Source organism: Streptomyces sp. NPDC048473 (assembly GCF_043200155.1).
Taxonomy (GTDB): Bacteria; Actinomycetota; Actinomycetes; order Streptomycetales; family Streptomycetaceae; genus Streptomyces.
This window is the reverse complement of record NZ_JBICXE010000036.1, coordinates 67,857-84,153: the sequence shown is the minus strand read 5'-3', so window position 1 is coordinate 84,153 and position 16,297 is coordinate 67,857. Positions and strand designations below refer to the sequence as shown.

The 16,297-nt window shown below is 68.3% G+C and carries 16 protein-coding genes and 3 pseudogenes; 9 read left to right on the top strand and 10 right to left on the bottom strand.

Going from position 1 to position 16,297, the window contains the following annotated elements; translation table 11 throughout:
• Nucleotides 1–256, bottom strand: a 256-nt coding sequence (locus ACGFU7_RS37070; protein WP_393701972.1) for a transposase, incomplete at its 3' end; no start/stop codon positions are given.
• 228 nt (nt 257–484) lie between these two features.
• Here ACGFU7_RS37070 and ACGFU7_RS37065 point away from each other — a divergent pair.
• Entirely contained in the window at nt 485–1,231 is a 747-nt protein-coding gene (locus ACGFU7_RS37065; RefSeq protein WP_393701970.1) for a class I SAM-dependent methyltransferase, read from the top strand.
• 269 nt (nt 1,232–1,500) lie between these two features.
• Here the strand turns inward: ACGFU7_RS37065 and ACGFU7_RS37060 are convergent, their stop codons facing one another.
• Complete coding sequence (locus ACGFU7_RS37060) at nt 1,501–2,052, bottom strand: hypothetical protein (protein ID WP_393701968.1); 552 nt, start codon at nt 2,050–2,052, stop codon at nt 1,501–1,503.
• A 256-nt stretch (nt 2,053–2,308) separates the two neighbouring features.
• Between ACGFU7_RS37060 and ACGFU7_RS37055 the strand changes: the two genes are divergently transcribed.
• Nucleotides 2,309–2,764 (top strand): hypothetical protein, encoded by a 456-nt coding sequence (locus ACGFU7_RS37055; RefSeq protein ID WP_393701974.1) that lies wholly within the window; start codon nt 2,309–2,311, stop codon nt 2,762–2,764.
• Nucleotides 2,765–3,290: 526 nt separating this feature from the next.
• On the opposite strand, the pseudogene ACGFU7_RS37050 reads toward ACGFU7_RS37055, so the two are convergent.
• Together ACGFU7_RS37050 and ACGFU7_RS37045 are read right to left on the bottom strand one after the other, a co-directional pair.
• A pseudogene (locus ACGFU7_RS37050) lies at nt 3,291–3,602 on the bottom strand (transposase); the annotation flags it as partial.
• A gap of 68 nt (nt 3,603–3,670) precedes the next feature.
• Nucleotides 3,671–3,964, bottom strand: coding sequence for a transposase (locus ACGFU7_RS37045; RefSeq protein ID WP_393701967.1), 294 nt, complete (start codon nt 3,962–3,964; stop codon nt 3,671–3,673).
• A 378-nt stretch (nt 3,965–4,342) separates the two neighbouring features.
• On the opposite strand from ACGFU7_RS37045, the gene ACGFU7_RS37040 reads away from it, so the two are divergent.
• Complete coding sequence (locus ACGFU7_RS37040) at nt 4,343–5,848, top strand: hypothetical protein (protein WP_393701965.1); 1,506 nt, start codon at nt 4,343–4,345, stop codon at nt 5,846–5,848.
• 48 nt (nt 5,849–5,896) lie between these two features.
• On the opposite strand, the gene ACGFU7_RS37035 is transcribed toward ACGFU7_RS37040, so the two are convergent.
• A complete protein-coding gene (locus ACGFU7_RS37035) occupies nt 5,897–7,117 on the bottom strand; it encodes a transposase (protein ID WP_393701973.1) in 1,221 nt (406 codons plus the stop codon).
• Between ACGFU7_RS37035 and ACGFU7_RS37030 the strand changes: the two genes are divergently transcribed.
• Entirely contained in the window at nt 7,104–7,730 is a 627-nt protein-coding gene (locus ACGFU7_RS37030) for a hypothetical protein (RefSeq protein WP_393701964.1), read from the top strand. The two genes, ACGFU7_RS37035 and ACGFU7_RS37030, sit on opposite strands and share 14 nt — an antisense overlap.
• A 71-nt stretch (nt 7,731–7,801) precedes the next feature.
• On the opposite strand, the gene ACGFU7_RS37025 is transcribed toward ACGFU7_RS37030, so the two are convergent.
• On the bottom strand, nt 7,802–8,194 hold the full coding sequence (locus tag ACGFU7_RS37025; RefSeq protein WP_393701962.1) for a hypothetical protein: 393 nt from the start codon (nt 8,192–8,194) through the stop codon (nt 7,802–7,804).
• A 287-nt stretch (nt 8,195–8,481) separates the two neighbouring features.
• Nucleotides 8,482–9,252, bottom strand: coding sequence for a hypothetical protein (locus ACGFU7_RS37020; protein WP_393701961.1), 771 nt, complete (start codon nt 9,250–9,252; stop codon nt 8,482–8,484).
• Nucleotides 9,253–9,450: 198 nt separating this feature from the next.
• Here ACGFU7_RS37020 and ACGFU7_RS37015 point away from each other — a divergent pair.
• A pseudogene (locus tag ACGFU7_RS37015) lies at nt 9,451–11,181 on the top strand (SpoIIE family protein phosphatase); the annotation flags it as partial.
• 618 nt (nt 11,182–11,799) lie between these two features.
• On the opposite strand, the gene ACGFU7_RS37010 reads toward ACGFU7_RS37015, so the two are convergent.
• Together ACGFU7_RS37010 and ACGFU7_RS37005 are read right to left on the bottom strand one after the other, a co-directional pair.
• The gene (locus ACGFU7_RS37010; protein WP_393701959.1) at nt 11,800–12,462 is read right to left on the bottom strand and encodes a DUF4232 domain-containing protein; all 663 of its coding nucleotides are present in this window, start codon (nt 12,460–12,462) and stop codon (nt 11,800–11,802) included.
• 432 nt (nt 12,463–12,894) lie between these two features.
• Nucleotides 12,895–13,110, bottom strand: a complete 216-nt coding sequence (locus ACGFU7_RS37005; protein WP_393701958.1) for a hypothetical protein — start codon at nt 13,108–13,110, stop codon at nt 12,895–12,897.
• A 136-nt stretch (nt 13,111–13,246) separates the two neighbouring features.
• On the opposite strand from ACGFU7_RS37005, the gene ACGFU7_RS37000 reads away from it, so the two are divergent.
• From ACGFU7_RS37000 to ACGFU7_RS36985, 4 genes and pseudogenes are all read left to right on the top strand, one after another.
• Complete coding sequence (locus tag ACGFU7_RS37000; protein ID WP_393701956.1) at nt 13,247–14,038, top strand: hypothetical protein; 792 nt, start codon at nt 13,247–13,249, stop codon at nt 14,036–14,038.
• A gap of 626 nt (nt 14,039–14,664) precedes the next feature.
• Nucleotides 14,665–15,126, top strand: coding sequence for a pyridoxamine 5'-phosphate oxidase family protein (locus ACGFU7_RS36995; protein WP_393701954.1), 462 nt, complete (start codon nt 14,665–14,667; stop codon nt 15,124–15,126).
• Nucleotides 15,127–15,162: 36 nt separating this feature from the next.
• Complete coding sequence (locus ACGFU7_RS36990; RefSeq protein ID WP_393701953.1) at nt 15,163–15,342, top strand: hypothetical protein; 180 nt, start codon at nt 15,163–15,165, stop codon at nt 15,340–15,342.
• A gap of 21 nt (nt 15,343–15,363) precedes the next feature.
• Nucleotides 15,364–15,921 (top strand): annotated as a pseudogene (locus tag ACGFU7_RS36985) (YHYH protein); the annotation flags it as partial.
• Nucleotides 15,922–16,066: 145 nt separating this feature from the next.
• Here ACGFU7_RS36985 and ACGFU7_RS36980 read toward each other — a convergent pair.
• Entirely contained in the window at nt 16,067–16,267 is a 201-nt protein-coding gene (locus ACGFU7_RS36980; protein ID WP_393701952.1) for a hypothetical protein, read from the bottom strand.
• Nucleotides 16,268–16,297: the final 30 nt, after the last annotated feature.

The window sequence follows — 16,297 nt, the reverse complement described above, 5'->3', positions numbered from 1 at the left end:
TTCCCAGGAACTCGGTCTTCATACGGAGTTCCCGGTTCTCGCGTTCCAGTTCGCGCAGGCGGGCACGTTCGCTGATGTTCAGCGGAGGCTCCTCCTCGGCGTGCTCCTGCCGGTACCGGCTGACCCAGGTGCCCAGCGTTCCCTCGTTTACTTGTATCTCTCGGGCGACCTCGGCAATCGGGCGGGACTCCACGACCACCATCTTGACCGCCTCGTCCCGAAACTCAGGACTGAACTTCCTACGCTTCTGTGCCACGTGCTCTCTCCGCCGTTCTGGACTTCGATCCTATGGGGACCGCTGTCCGAGAACTTCGGGGCGCCTCAGATCGCCTGTCGGACGTCAGAAATGGCTATGGACCTTCAAGGAATGGGCGCGATGGAAACCGTGCTCGTCATCGGGATGCTCTTGGTGAAAGATGATGGTCCTGCCGCAGATCCAGCAAAGCACTGTGCCAGATGGCCTAGGGCCGTCGACCATGGTCACATGACGATCACTTCGCAGGCCCGTTCCTTCGACAAGGCCGCCGCCAGCTATGCCGCGAACCGCCCTTCATACCCGCCCGCCCTGCTCAATGCCGTCGAGGAACTCGCCAACCGCCCCTTGAAGGGCGCCCGCGTCGCAGATATCGGTGCGGGCACCGGGCTGGCAACCGCCCTCCTCCATGCCCGCGGCGCACACGTCATCGCGGTCGAACCCGGCCCTGAAATGGCCTCCCAGTTCCGCCTCAGACTCCCCGCCGTCCCCCTGGTGCTCGGTGACGGCAACAACCTGCCGCTTGCCTCCGAGTCCATCGACGTCCTTACCTACGCCCAAGCCTGGCACTGGACCGACCAGCGCAAATCCGTCCCAGAAGCTCTCCGAGTACTTCGCCCGGGCGGTGCACTCGCCCTCTGGTGGAACGACTCAGACAGCACGGTCCCGTGGATAGCCGACCAGGACACTCGCCTGCGCCACCTCTTCGGTGCCGACGACAACGAACCCGATCCAATGGCCCGATTCCGTCGCCTGCCGCCCGACCTCAGCTTCGTCAACCGACAGGTGTCGTGGACCAGGGGCGTCCCGCTCGACACACATCTCGCGAATCTCGCCAGCTACTCCGACTTCCTCGTCCTCGGCAAGAAAGCCACCAAGACGTTCCTGGCTTCGGAGCGGGAGCTCCTGACTGAAGTCTTCCCGAATGGGACAGTCGAGGAGCGTTACGTGGTCAGCTTGGCTGTTGCTACCCGTTGACGCGCACCGCGACAGAGACCTGCATCGGGTTCGGATTGATGCGATCGCGACATCAGTCCGGATCCGGACTCACTCCCAGATGCCCCGACGGACCAACTGGCCGAACCGTCACGGCCGAGCCGCAGTGCCGTCATTTCTCGTGAATACTCACCGCGCCATTGAGCACCAAATGCTACTGAAACAGTGTCCGTTGCCAATGAATTCAGTCCGCTTGTCATCAAACCCAGTCGACCGACACGGGGGGCAAGGTTCTCAAACAGGGCGCTGTTTCAAGACGCTATGCCCCGGCTGCGCGGGGAGCGGTGACGGCGGTAGTAGGAGACGGTGACGGCGGCGAGTAGGGGGCCCCACAGGACGAGCGGTTGGTAGAGGATGCCGACCACGAGGTCACCGGTGTCCGTCATGTCATTGTGCGGGTACGTCCACCACCAGGGAACATTGGCCCACATCACGGTCAGTGCCACTGCGCCGAGGGCGGCTGGGACGACGGCGGCCATCGGGCGCACGGCGCGCCCTCCGATCAGCGGTATCCAGCGCGGCACGACTTCGCCCCAGGGCCGCACCAGACCGATCGTCAGGAAGGCGAGAAGCTCGCAGACCACGCTCAGCGTCAGCATCCAGACCTTTGCGCCGAGCGTCTCGAAGTCCGCGAAGCTCTCGTCCAGGTAGCCGGCCGGATAGCCGAGCACCAGGGCGATCCGCCATAACCCGCTCGGCAGTACGACCAAGGTGGTCAGATGCGCGGCCCAGATCGCCCAACGGGGCGGCGGTGCAACGGAGTTTGCGGCCGTGGCGGCGTCCAGAGTGCTCATGCGACTCATCCTGCCGCCCCACCCATCGCGTTCCATCAGCCTCTGCGCCTGCTCCAGTTGGTCCGCTGGGCTGACGCCTGGCCTGCGTGACTGCGCCGCAAGGCGGACCGACCGTCAGACTTCGAGACGATGTGTGCAGCAAAGTCCGTCCGTGCTTGCTGAGATCTGCCGGCGACTGGGTTCAGTCACAAGCGGGCTGGATTCATTGGCAACGGACAAACAGATCGACAATCGCTGTCGCTGGAAGCGAACGAAGCCAGCCGCCATTGTTGCCGTCGTCTGCACGCTACTCGGCACAATCGTTGCAGGGCTGTTCCAGCACAAGAGCGCCGGCCGGGCCGAGCGCGCTGCAACAGCCGAGCAGCTGCGCCGAGACCGGCTGGACGCGGTGACCACGCTCGCGGCCGCGGGCTTCGATCACCGCCGCGCCCTTTGGATGCGCGGTGAGGCCCGGCTCCGCGGCGAGCCCGAAGTCCGGCTGGAGGAACTGCGAAGCGCGTCCCACATCACCCGCTCAGCCATCACCCGGCCTCTCGTCGCGGTCCATATCCTCGTAACCGACCCGGACGTACGCGCCTCCGCGCAAGCCATGGTCGTCGCCACCAACGACATGCACGACGCCGATACCAGCATCAAGGCGCTCACTGCAGCGCAGAGCACGGCGCGCACAGCGCACGACACATTCGTGGACGCGGCAGCCGCGTACCTGGCCATCCCCTGACCGCGAACGTGCCCGCTGCCGACTACGTTCCTGACGGGGCCTGCCGCTCCAGACACATGAGGCAGGCATTGGTACTCCCCCACGTCCGAGTGATCCACCGGGGCTACCCCTCACCTCCATGCCCGCGGGGCGTTGGCGGTGTATGCGAAAGATCATCTGTCTCGTTGCTGGAGCGGCTGCCCTGCTCGTGTCCGCTCCCCCGCCGGCACTCGCGGCCCCCCACGCTGCTGCTGCTCGGACCGTCGATACCCACCGCTGCACACCGCGGGGCGACTACTGCATCGTCCTGCAGTACAACACCTCGTCCTGGCGGGTGCCGCTGATCATCGCCCACAAGGTCTCAGGGAAGAAAGGCCATACCCACTGGGCGCGGTGGACCTACAAGAAGCCGGGCCGCGGAACGAAGGCCAGCAGGTGGAAGCGGTCCTCGTGGACGGGCGAGAACGGGCAGGCGCCCGGCGTCGCGGTGGAAACCCTGTGGGGACACCGTGGCCAGTCCGGTGGACCGAAGCTGCCCAACGGAACAGATGGTGGCTTCGCCGGTGAGGCGGCGTGCCATGAGATTGGCCATGGCGAGGTGGATCATGGCTTGGGAGCGGGCGGGCAGGGTTTCGTAGTCGCGGGCCAGGCGGCGGTGGAGCATGAGCCAGCTGTAGGTCCGCTCGACCGCCCATCGCTTCGGAATGGGGGTGAAGTCCCTGGTCTCGGGGGCGCGGGCGGCGATTTCCATGTCGATGCCGAGTGTGGCTGCGTGCTCGACGAGGTGCTGGCGGTAGCCACCGTCGACCCAGACCTTGCGGATGCTGGGGTGTTCGGCGGCGACCTGGTCGAGGAGCTGGGGTAGTTCACACGCCCGCTTGACGTTGTGGCCGCTCTGCTTCTCCGCCTCGATGAACGGGTGCACCGTCACCGGGTCTCCTGCGCGAAGAAAGCCCGCTTGAGGATGTCGACGTCCTCGCACAGGCGGCGGTTCTCCCGCCGCAACGCGGCCGGCTCCTCGCGTTCGCTGCTGGTCAGGCCGTCACGCTCGCCCGCGTCGATCTCGGCCTGCTTCACCCGGTCACGCACCGCGGTCTCGGTCAGATCGAAGTCCTTGGCGATCTGACCGACCGAGCGGTCACCGCGTCGGCACAGCTCAACGATCTCGGCCTTGAACTCCGGCGTGAACGAGCGGCGAGGGCGAGGCTTCCTCTTCCCCATGCTCTCCATGATGGACATCCTCCCGGGGCTGATCCCCTGATCTCGAATGTCCGTCAAAGCGGATCAAGCCCAGTGTACGGATAGCCCCCGCTCACCGGACAGATCACCGGACACGCTAAATGAGACGCCGTCCGCGAGGTCGGTCTCTTCAACCAGGCAAGATCACGACTGTTCGTTGAGAAATCCCCAACCGGACACCTTGATCGATCCAGCTCCCGGTCGGCTGGATTTGCGAGTGCCCCCACCCTGCGCCCCTGCGAGTCGGCGACGACCGCCCCGCACGACACCCGAGGCAACTATCCCAGTCGCTCACATGCTTTGAAGTGGCAGGTGTGGCCGCTTGGATGATTTGATCTTTGCGTGTTCATGATGACCTTCTTGCGTGAGTTCCAGTCCTGGTATTGGAACTGCGACTTCGACGATGTCGAGCTGCAGGCCGCGTTCGACGCCACCGACGCGGCGACGACCCCCGATGAGTTCCAGCGGGCGTTCCTGGTGTTGCTGCGCAGCGAGGACACCGTCGCTCGCAGTACCGCCCTGGACTTCTTCGACCGCGCCGCCGCCACCAGCCGGTTCGGCGAGGCCAACCCGTTCGAGTCCTACCGGGAAGAGGTCCTCGCGGTCGCCCGAGAGATGCTCCGCCGCCCGCCCCGGCCCGGCGACGACATCGCTTTCGAGGGCGCTGACCACGCCAGCGCCCTCCTCGCCCTCAAGAACGACGCAGGCCCCGAGGACGCCGAGGGCGTCCTCGCCGTGCTGCGGCGCCGCCCGGACGGCGAACTGCTGTACAACGCACTGGCCACAGCAGGCACCATCCTCACAAGCTCCGAGGCCCCCGACCCCCGACTGGTCGCGCTGATCGGTGAGATGGCGTTCGACCGCTCGCTGGACATCGACGACCGGCGCGAGGCCCTCAGCGTGCTGCGCGGCGCGGCCGGCGAGGAGGTGACCGCGCTGCTGGCGCGCGCGACCGGCGAGGACGACTACCGCTTCCAGCAGGAGGCGGCGTGGGCGCTGTCGATCGGTGAGCGGTTCTACGCCCACCGCGCCCTGCTGGAACGGCTCGACGCCGCCTGGCCGGACGGCGAGCGCGGCTTCGAGGCGAGTGAAGTTAGTCGGGCCCTGGGCCCCGGCCCGCACAGCACCTACTGGCAGGGGGGCAACCCCGAGAGCCCGGGGCTGCTCCAGGTCCATCGCGAGATGCGCGCCCCCACCAGCAAACGGGCTCACCGGCAGGCGTTTCGGACCATGCTGTACAGCGGGCTCGTCCCGATGGTGGGCATCGCCCTCGACCACTTCTGCGACAGCGACGGTCTCGCCCGGTTCGACCTGGACGTAGAGGCGTTCCGCCCCAACGTCCTCACCCTCGCTCGCCACCTCCTGACGCTGTCGCCGTCATCGGCGAAGGCTAGCCCGGAGACCGATGCCAGCCACGCCAGCGCGCTCGACGTCCTGGCGTTGCTCGCCGAGCCCGAGGACGCCGCGCTGCTCGCTGCCGCGCTCCGGCGCCGTGACTCTGCACCGCTGGCCCGCGAGCGCGCACTCCGCGCAGCGCAGGACTGCCTCGACCGGTGGGACGAGCCGGACGACCGAGTCGTCACCGCCCTGGAAGAGATCATCTTCGACCCCTCGGCCGCCACGGACGACCGCACGTTTGCCGTCATCGCCCTGTTCGACGTGCCCGGGCCGCAGGTCACCGCCGTGCTCCTGCGCGCCGCCCGTTCCAGTGTCCTGCCCGTCCAGGTGGAAGCCGCGCTCGGCCTCACCTGCGACCACCTGCTCGACGAGCACCGCGATCTCGTGTGCGGTCTCGTCGCGTCCTGGCCCGGCGACGACGACGAACCCGACCGGGCCTGGCTCGTCCGCGACGCGCTCAGGGACTGATGGTTCGCGCGGGTTTCGATGTTCAGCCCCTGCTCGATGGCCCTGCCATTACGTCCGGTCTGGGCAGCGGGGCCGCAGGGGGCGATAACCAGCCGGATTGAGTTTGGCGAGCTCGGTGTCGACTTCAACGTTGATCGTTCCGAAGAAGTTCACGTTCTCACTGTGGGCCGGGGAGATGTGGGCCAGGAGTTCGTCGTCGACCGCCCGGCCCTCGGCCCGCATCTGTCCGATCGCCAGGCCGTAGTACTCCGTCGTCCAGGTCGCCACCGAATTCGTCAGCAGCGTCAGGCACCACGCCTGCTCGGTCTGCGCGGCCAGGTGGCGGTGCCGGATCGCGCCCCCGTGCGCGTACAGCAGGCTGCGGTGAAGCGAGTGCAGGGACTCGCCCTTGTTCAGCTGCCGAGCGATCCTGCGCCGGTAGGTCTCGTCCGCCAGATAGCGGGCGGCGTAGATCGTACGGCGAAGCGCCCCGTACTCCTTCAGCGCCGCCGCCAGGGTGTTCTGACGCGAGGAGGCGGACAGTTTGCCCACGATCAGCGAGGCGGTAGCGTGCCCAAACTTGATCGACCCAGCCAGGCGGAGCAAGTCGTCCCAGTTCTCCTCGATCAACCCCATATTGATCTTCTGAGTGAGCAGAGGCCCCACCACCGGCCACAGGCTGTTGACGTTCCGTTTCGGGTCCATCCGGTACAGGGTGATCTTCCCCAGGTCCCGGATGCGCGGTGACAACTGCATGCCCACCAAGTCGAACAGCGCGAAATTGACCAGCGTTACGCCATGCGTATCGGTCGCGTGCTCCGTGATCGGCAAGTCGGTCTTGTTGCCCATGATCTCGTCCAGCACGTAGTGCGCCTCCCGGCGCGTCACCACGATCACCTTGATGCCGAACGTCGTGTGCTGGTCCGAGACATGCGTGTACGTCGACAGGCCCTGACCGGCGAAGTACTTCTTCATCGCCCGCGCGGTCGTCGACTTTCCCTTCACCGGGAACCGCTGCCCGTCCGAGGACGAGAGCGTGCCGCCGCCGAACGCCTGGGTCAGCGGCAGGCGGTGGTGGTAGTTCACGACCGCGGCGTTCGCCGCGGCCAGGGTCTCCTCGCGGATGTACCACTCCTGGGTCCAGGCCAGGATGTCGTACGAGATCCCGCACGCCTCCGCCATCCGGACCAGGCCCAGATTCGTCGCGTTCGCGATCAGTACCGCCAGCAGGTTGCGCTTCAGCTCCGGCGAGCGGGTCTGCTTGCCGCCGGCGTGGGTGAAGCAGTCCAGGAAGCCGGTGCGGCGGTCGAGTTCGACCAGCAGCGAGGCGATCGGGGCCAGCGGCAGCAGCTCCGAGAGCTCTTCCTTCAGCTCGGCGGCCTCGGCCGGGATGTCCTTCGCCGACAGCGGGCGGGATGGTCAGCTCTCCTTCCGGCGACAGCCGCACCTCGCCGGTGCCCGCCTTCCGGTTGCCCAGCACCTTCTCCAGGTCGCCCATCGCGGCCGCCAGCTCCTCCTTAGAGGAGCTATCGCGTCCGGCGCGAGCAGACTACGGCCGGTCGTCGAGGACGCGGCACAGTTCGGCGGGAAGATCGCGTTCACGGTGCGGGCCCGAAAGGGCGCGTTCAAGCACGACGCCGGCCGGGCCGCTGACTCCCCGGGGGTGCGGCGCAACGTCGTCCAGCGGCGGGACAGTACGGAGGAACGGGCCTACGCCGAAAACCGCGGCGGCCCCGGATCCGGCGAAGAGGGCTTCGACGGACGCGAGTTCAAGGCCATGGTCGACGCCGCCGGCGGTGACGTCGCCGCCGCCGTGCAGAAGTGGCTGGTCGACAACGACCGCATCGAACCCGGCACACCGATCGTCTGCCTAGAGATCCGCGCCTGGATGCCCAGAGCCTGACGACCATGCGCGGCAGAACAGACGCCGAAGGGCGCAGCCTCCGACGGGAGGCTGCGCCCTTCGGCGTCGGCTCAGCGAGCCGTCTCGTACCGGTCGACGGGCTCGGCCGCGAACGTGCCGTCGTAGAGCCGCACGTCGGTGAGCTCGAAGCGCTCCTGCCTGGCTCCGACCGGCCAGACGATAACCGTCCCGGCCGACCGTGTGCTGGCCAGCTGTATCGGGCTGCCGTCTTCTGCCGACGTGCCGAGCAGGGTGTAGCGCCTGACTGTGGCGTAACCCCGGGCCGCGGGCGCTGCCTGACCACCGACGAACTCCGCGTGGCTGACGGGCGCGGGCCCCGGTGCCGGGCAGTCTCTGGCGCGCCGCCGGTGCCAGCCGCGGAAGCACCACATCACGGTACCGACCGCTCCGGCCGAGCCCAGTGCCCCCAGGAACTCCGGCAGCGCGTCGGTGAAGATGTTCATGGTTGGTCGCCTCTCGTTTGAGCAGGCCGTGCCTGCGGATTGGGGGAATGCCCGGCGCTCGGGCAATTCGAGGATCCACCTGCGAGGAGCATTCACATGCAGGTTGGATGTTGTTCCGCCGACAACACAGGGTTGTTCGCGATAATCCTGAAGGGACGTCAAGAGTGACTGGCGTGAAGCGGCCGGGCCGCCCGTGGGGGGAGACCAAGGGGCGCTGCACTGAGATCAACGAGCTTGTCGGCGTCGTCAGGTCGTGGCTGGACGAAGCGGCTTTGAGCGTTTCCGAGTTACACGCCCGGCTCACCGCAGACCACTTCCACGACGGAGTGGTGCCCCCGCTTCGGAAGCTGCGTGAGCGGCTCGCAGGCGAAGGCCTGACATGGGACATGGTCGAGGCGGTCGTGGATTCCTGCTTTCGACACGAGCCCCAAGCTGCGACTGATCGCCGCCTGGAGCCCGCTCGCGCCTTGTGGGAGGCCGCCCAGACCCACCCCACCGTGATCGCTTCCGACGGCGAACCGGCAGTGTCTGCCCGTGAGATCTTCCAGGCCCAGGAGCGAGCCCTCAGCGCGCTGGAGGAACTCAACCGCGTTCGGCAGGCTTACGAGGCCAGCGAGCGTGCACGCAACCAGTCGTTGCAGGTCGCAACCGTTCTCTTTAACCTCCTGGGGCAGGCTCAGGCTCAAGTCTCCGAGCTCACGCGGCGTCTGGACGCTCTGAATGCCGCCCCGGCCCCGGATGCCACGGGCATCGGCTCCGTGCGCCACCGCCTCGGGCGTGCCACGGCGCAGCAAGGCGACCTGAGCCTCCAGCTCGCCCGCGCGGAGGACGAACGAGAAAAGGCGCAGGCCCTGGCGGACACGGCGGCTCGAAGGATCATCGTTCTGGAAGCCGAGCTTCAGGGTCTTCGGACCGAAGGCAGTCCGGGCGCCACACCCCCGCCGGATTCGGGCATCCACCTTCCTCAGCAGTTCACCGGCCGATCCGACGAGGACAGCGCACTCGATCAGATGGACGAGGCACTTCAGACGGCCCGTGCCGTACTCGACCGCGAGCACGAGGCTGTGGAGGAGATCGCCGACGAGCTGGGGTGGCGCGGACCCCCTGGAGATCCCGGTCGGGAGGCGAGGTGGGGACACCTGGTTCCTGACGGCCCTGGGGTCGACGACTGGGGCGTCACCATCGGTGGCAAGTTCTTCGGAACAACCCCGAACAACCCTCCCAGCAGGGACGAAGGGCCCGGAGCCGAGCTGATTCTGAGGAGAGAGTCAGACCGTATTCGGTTCGTCGGAGCCGCGACCCGACGCATCTCCCGCGGCATTGACTTCAATGAGATCGTCCTTGGCCTCTGCCGAGCTGCCGTACCGACGTTTACGGACGCGATTCTGGTCTACCTGCGTGACCCACTGCCGGTCGGGGATGAGCGGCCCGTGAAGCCGTTCGTCCTGCGCCTGTGCCGCAGCGACCGGCTGCGGTCGACCGCCGAGGAGAGCGACGGCTCGGCCGCCGCCCTGATGCCGGTGCTGGACCCGCAAACTGAGATCGCTTCGGCGGCCGAGTGGTGCGAGGTGCGATCCGGCAGCGCGTTGTCCGAGGTGCTGCGCGGTGTCAGGCCCGTCTTCGGCGACTCCGCCGTCGCCCGCGTTGCCCTGCCCGAGCTGCTGGGCGACGGCCCCAGTGTGCCGAGCGGCCACCGGGCGATCCTCGCCCCGCTGCGTGGGCGTCGTCGGGTTCTCGGCGCGGTCGTCTTCCTGCGCCACCCCGAGCGGCTGGCCTTCGACTCGGGCGACCTCTTGGTCGCCGCTCAGCTCGCCACCCAGACCGCGCTCGGCGTCGACAAGGCCGCGCTGTACGGGCGGGAGGCGTACGTCGCCGACGAGGTTCAGCGCATGATGCTGCCGAGCTCGCTTCCCCAGCCGACGGGCGTCAAGCTCGCATCCCGCTACCTGCCGGCGGCTGAGACGGCCCGGGTCGGCGGGGACTGGTACGACTCGATCCCGCTGCCCGGCAGCAGGGTCGCGCTGGTCGTGGGCGACGTCATGGGTCACTCCATTCCCTCCGCGGCGATCATGGGTCAGCTGCGTACCACCGCGCAGACCCTCGCCGGGCTCGATCTGCCGCCGCAGGAGGTGCTGCACCACCTCGACGAGCAGGCCCAGCGCATCGGCCCGGACTCGATGGCGACCTGCCTCTACGCGGTGTACGACCCCGTCGCGCACCGCATCACCATCGCCAACGCCGGGCATCCGCCGCCCGTCCTGCTCCATCTGGGCGGCCGCGCGGAGGTGCTGCGGGTGCCGCCCGGCGCCCCGATCGGCGTCGGCGGTGTGGACTTCGAGGCCGTCGAGCTGGACGCACCCGCGGGCGCCACACTGCTGCTGTACACCGACGGTCTGGTGGAGTCCCGGCTGCGGGACGTCTGGACCGGGATCGAGCAGCTGCGCGAACGTCTCGCCGCCACCGCCCGGCTCACCGGCCCGGACCACTCGCCGCCGCTGGAGGCCCTCTGCGACGACGTGCTCGACATGCTCGGCCCCGGCGACCGGGACGACGACGTCGCGCTGCTCGCCGCCCGGTTCGACGGGATCCCACCGAGCGACGTCGCCTACTGGCACCTGGAACCGGAGGAGACCGCCCCGGGACGGGCCCGCAGGCTGGCCCGCGGGGCGCTGAGCCGCTGGGGGCTCGACGAGCTCTCCGACACGGTGGAGCTGCTCGTCAGTGAGGTGGTGACCAATGCCGTGCGCTATGCGGAGCGGCCGGTGACGCTGCGGCTACTGCGCACCGACATCCTGCGCTGCGAGGTCGGCGACGACTCACCGCAGCTGCCCCGCCAGCGCCGGGCCCGGGACATGTACGAGGGCGGCTGGGGGCTGTTCCTCGTGAACCGGCTGGCCCGACGGTGGGGAGCGACACGTCTCTCGGCCGGTAAGGTGGTCTGGTTTGAACTGGGCCTGCCCCTGACTCAGACAACCCCACCCCGCTAACCTCACGCATTCATGAGACGGGTCGTCCGACAGGTGATGAAGCTTCCCCTTGATCATGGACACCTGGAGACTGGGACATGAGGTTCCAGGGGAAGTAGCACCAGGTGGGAAATAACTCCCCGATCGTGTACGTGCTGGCGGCGAGGTCGTCGACGACGCGGCGCAGCGCGGTGTGTGCGGGGTCCGTCGGCGGAGCGGCGGGCGGTGGGGGCGGGGTGGTGCGGACGTCGTGGACGGTCTGGCGGACCACGGCGCGCAGCGCGTGGGTTCGTCGAGGGCCGTCAGGCCGCTGTGGGCGAGTGTGGCGAGGCGGTGGGTGATATCCAGTTCCGTGACGTCGCCCGTGCGGCCGGAGACGGCGATGAGGGTGCGCTGGGACAGGCCGTGGTCGAGCGCGGCCGCGGCGGTCGGGTTGGTGTCTCGCGTGCGGGACGGATCGGTGCCGGCGGCGACGGCCGGATGGTGCGCAGGGCGCGGGCGACGTCGAGCAGCCGGTACGCGTGTGCGCGGCTGATGCCGAACTGCGCGTCGCGGTACGCCTCCCAGCTGCTTTCTCTGTCGACTGGCGGGTGCTCGGGCAGCGGCGCGGCGCGGCCTGAGCACCCTGGGACGTGCGGGTCAGCCGCCCTGACCGGCGCTCCCCATCGGGCCGACCTTCACCTGGGAGCCGGAGCCGTCCGTGACGGGCAGCGTGTCGGCGCCCGGCCAGTCGAGGGTGACCGACTTCGTCTCGTCCGGCGGGGTCACCACCAGACCCGTGATGCGGACGCCGGAGCCGCCCGACGTGTTGATCGGGTAGTTGATGCCGAAGTACACCGACTTCCCGTCCTTGAGGGTCATCGGGGTGGCCTTCTCACCGGTGCGCTTCGCGGACAGCGACCCCGAGCTGGTCTTCAGGTCGACGCCCGCGTACCCGGAGAGCACGCAGTCCCGGCCGCCGCCGTTCTTCAGCTCCACCGCGACGGTCCCATCGGGGTCGCCGTCGATGGTGCTGTCCGTCGCCGTGATCTCCAGCTCGTCGGTTCGGCACTTGCCGACCTTGCCGTTCTCGCTGGAGCCGGTCCCGGCGGTCGTGCCCTGCCCGCCGGATCCCTTTCCGGCGGAGTCCTTCCCGCCGTCCTGGTCCGAACCGCCCGATCCCGAACCGCCGCTCGTGGAAGACGCGGTGGACGCGGACGACGGGGCGATCTGTCCCATGTCCTCGTCGCCGTTCTGGCAGGCCGTGAGCGAGAGACCCGCGACAACGGCCAGGGCGGCGAAGGTGAGCTTCTGTACGCGCATTGTTTCTTCCTCAGTGTCGGTGGGGGGTGTCGGCCGCTCGGCACGGTCGGTACGAGCGAGCGTTTCTGATCACCAAGAGCCGCCCGGCCCGGCGAGGCGTTCCGCCCAACCACCCGCTAATACAGCCCTGTTACACGCACAGCCAGGCACAACACGCACCACCACCGGGCACACCCCGCCCGCACCACCCCCCGCCGCACCCGCTCCCTGCCGCCGTCCGGCAAGGGAAACAGGGGCCGGACACGGCGCGCCGTACCGCGCCGGGGCACGCCGCCGGCCGGCCGGGACGGCGGTTCCCACCGCCGTTCCGCACCTGTCAACGCCCGCAGCCCACTGGGACAGACCCGTAACCCGGCGAATCTTGACCACAACCGGTGGCATGCCCGCCGGCCGAAGCACCAACCCGGCACGCTTCCCCCTGTTCGATCTGCTTCAACACGTCGATCCAACTGAGAACGAGGTGCAGCCCAGGGGTGCCCGGACACGGGCGGTGTGCGCGTCCCGGACCCGGGCGGCGAGCACCGCCACGGAGCGCCGGACGTCGTCCATCGCCTCGCGCAGCCCTGCCGTCATCTCCCGGGCCTGCACGGTCGTCAGCGTCAGCCGCGCCGGTTCGGCGACGTCACCCCTGATCCTGGTCGTGCTCACCCATGGCTCCATCGTCCTTTGCACCGGCAGGCCGGACCAGGGCGTACGGAAGTGTTCTCTGGCAGGTGATCTTGACCGTGCGCCAGGCGACTTTGACCGCCGGGGCCTGGGGTGGGTAACGGCTGCCGTCTCTGTGATGATCGCTCCGAACTTCAAGGAGGACGCGGTGGGCAGGCAGACAGATAGGTCCGAGGAAGACCGGCAGGGTACGGGCAGTCGCGATGCCCGGTTCCGGCCGAATGATGTGCTTGAGCTGGAGTGTCCGTTCACCGAGACCACGGTCACCGATGTCTCTCGCTTCTACGTCTCTGTACGGTGGCCCTGGTTGGAGGTGGACCCGCGGGCGGAGAACATCAGGTGGAACGGCCAGAGGGCGCTTCCAACGCCCGAGGCCCACGACTGGGAGATCTTCCGAACGCAACCGGCCGAGGTCACACTGAAGTCGGACGACATCTGTCTGGTGGGAATCCCCCCGACCGTGGTGCACGTCCTGGCGGTCGATCACTTCGATCCGCCTCTGGTGACCGGGATGCTGCCGCGGCCTGAGTCCTACCTGGAAGTCCTGCGGCAGGGCGAAACCCATGACCCCGAATTTGAGGACCAGGGCTACGCGCTCGACCCGGCGGGCGGTGAACCGATCCGCATCGAACTGCTCTTCCGCCCCTACGCCTTCCTCGAACCGGGCGATGAGGTCGCCGACCAGAACAGGCGCGCCTGGCGGTTCGACGCGGCCTGGGAGTGGCACCCCTTCGACAAAGCGCAGCCAAGCGCCCCGGCTTGGCCACTGGCTCTGCTCTCCCGCAACGGCGAGCCCACACCTGAAGAGGCCGCCGTGGTCGCCCGGGCGACCACGGCCGGCAGCCACGCCGAGGAACTGGAGCGGTGGACCGAACTCACTCTCGCGAGGCCGGCCACCTATCAGCAGTAACTTCGCCGGGACCGAACGAGGTCGGGTGGCAAGGAGTCGCCAGCCGTCACGATCTCCTGGCAAGCGGTCAAGATCACCTGTCAGGAGATACACGGGCACGAGCTCCACCTACAGCCTCACAGCTCACCCCGTCTACCTGCGGAAATGGGGTGTGAGGCTCACAACCTGCCAGTCTTCGCCGGGCTCCAGGCGGCAGAGCCGGAATGGGCCCGCCGGGGAGGAGACCCTTGCGGCGCATGGCCTGGTCGCGGCTGCCGCACCGGGTGGTGCAGAACTTGCGGGGGCGGCGGGTGGACTCGGGCAGCGGCTGGGCGCAGGTGGGACAGTGGCCGGCCTTGATGACCGGGGCCAGGTTCTGGAGCAGCTGCCGGACGCGGTCGTCGTCTTCCGGGGTGCACGGCTCCGCATCGGCCTGGCAGCCGGCGAGGAGTTCGGCGAAGACGGAGCGCAGCGAGGTCACGGCGGCAGGTGCCAAGGAGGTCGAGGTAGTCCTCCACCGGCCAGGTGGCCAGGATGGCGGAACGGGAGAGGTAGAACCGAAGCAAAGGCTGAAGGGCTTGTCGGTCGTTGGGAGTAGGACCGGCGCCCCATGCGCGCCCCGAGCCTGCTGGCTAGGGTCGGCACTCATGCAGAACACGGAATTCGTTCGTCGCCAGGTGGCGGAACGTAGGCGCGACTCCCTGGAACGGCTCGTCACAGAGCGGGACGTATGGGTATCGACAGCTCACCCTGATCACGGGCCGCACCAGGTGCCGCTGTGGTTTTCATGGGACGGTCGAGCGGTGTGGATGTGCACCAGCGCAACTTCCGTGACCGCGCGGAACGTCCGCAAGGAACCACGGGTGCGCCTGTCGCTGCCGGACACCTTCGATGTGGTGCTTCTGCAGGGCGAGGCGGAGTGCTTCACTGACCAGGACGTGCCCGGAGACGCAGCGGACGCGTTCACCGGCAAGTTCGGGTGGGATCCGCGCACGGAGAATGGTCCCTTTCTGTATGTGCGCGTGGTGCCGAAGACTGTGCGCGCCTGGCGAGGCGAACCAGAGCTGCGCGGCAGAGTCATCATGCGCGACGGAACGTGGCTGGAGTAGCGGCCGTTATGGGTGGATGGCCTCTCCGTGCCGGTCATGCGGGTCAAACTGCGGGTGGCGACGACCGCTACCGGGAGACACTTCAAGGGCAACGGGCTCCCGGACCATGCCACCGGGCACTTCCCCGTCCATAGGGGCACCCCCGCCTACAAGTACTACGCGGAGATTCCCGCGCACGGGTACCCCAACGCCGCCGCGATCCCCATCAAGCCGTAGAACCGCGACGTCACCGTTCCGGGCAATCCGACCGTCGAGGCGACGCCCACGTGCATCGACCAGCTGACGACCGGGATGGCTCTGGCCGGCGGCACCTTCCACCTGGAGGTGGCCACGGACGCCCAGGACCGCCCGGTCGACCCCAACACGGCCCTGCCTCTCGACCGCTGCTGGGGCCATCCGTACCAGACGCAGTACCACTACCACGGCCCCTCGCAGACCTGCTTCGGCAAGGCTTCAAGGGGGCCCGCGAACGCCCGTACCCGGCACTCACCGCTCGTGGGATACGCCATCGACGGCTTCGGGATCTACGGGCCGCGCGGCGAGGACGGAAAGATCGTCAGGAACAGGAATCTGGACGTCTGCCACGGTCACACACACACGATCATGTGGGACGGCAAGAAGGTCGTCATGTACCACTACCACCTCAACGGAGAGTATCCGTACTCCATCGGATGCTTCCGGGGGAAGCCGGTGACGGTCCCCGGGTCCGGGCACGGTTGGTGCCACCAGTGGAAACCGACTCCGACCCCGGCCGGATCCGGCGTGGAAAGCCCCGACAGACGGAGACGTCGCTGACCCACAGTGTGGTGCACGGAGCCCGGCGCAAGACGGCTCCTGTGCGAACCACGTTGCCGCGGGGCGCCAGCGTCAGCCGCCACCGCACGGGTGCTCCGGCCATCTCACCGTGTTGTTCGACCGGGGCGCGGAGGTCATGGATTCGTCAGCCCAGCATCCCCGTCGTGGACGGTCGAGCCGGAAGGTCCGGTCGGGAGCAGGCCAGTCCGCGGGCTTCGAGGCGGCCGAACCGGTAGGCGACGGAACTGGTGCTGGACAGGCCGACCCGCTCGCCGACCTGCCGGAAGTAAGGGCTCTCGCCCGTCTCGGTGATCCAGTCCCGGATCGTGCGCAGTTTACCGACCACAGGGGCTTTTCTGTGCCAACGATTACCCAC

Coding starts and splice junctions, on each gene's coding strand:
- ACGFU7_RS37065 (WP_393701970.1), top strand. CDS start 485: ATGACGATCACTTCGCAGGCCCGTTCCTTCGACAAGGCCGCCGCCAGC.
- ACGFU7_RS37060 (WP_393701968.1), bottom strand. CDS start 2,052: ATGAGTCGCATGAGCACTCTGGACGCCGCCACGGCCGCAAACTCCGTT.
- ACGFU7_RS37045 (WP_393701967.1), bottom strand. CDS start 3,964: ATGGGGAAGAGGAAGCCTCGCCCTCGCCGCTCGTTCACGCCGGAGTTC.
- ACGFU7_RS37025 (WP_393701962.1), bottom strand. CDS start 8,194: ATGAACATCTTCACCGACGCGCTGCCGGAGTTCCTGGGGGCACTGGGC.
- ACGFU7_RS37010 (WP_393701959.1), bottom strand. CDS start 12,462: ATGCGCGTACAGAAGCTCACCTTCGCCGCCCTGGCCGTTGTCGCGGGT.
- ACGFU7_RS37000 (WP_393701956.1), top strand. CDS start 13,247: ATGATCGCTCCGAACTTCAAGGAGGACGCGGTGGGCAGGCAGACAGAT.
- ACGFU7_RS36995 (WP_393701954.1), top strand. CDS start 14,665: ATGCAGAACACGGAATTCGTTCGTCGCCAGGTGGCGGAACGTAGGCGC.
- ACGFU7_RS36990 (WP_393701953.1), top strand. CDS start 15,163: ATGCGGGTCAAACTGCGGGTGGCGACGACCGCTACCGGGAGACACTTC.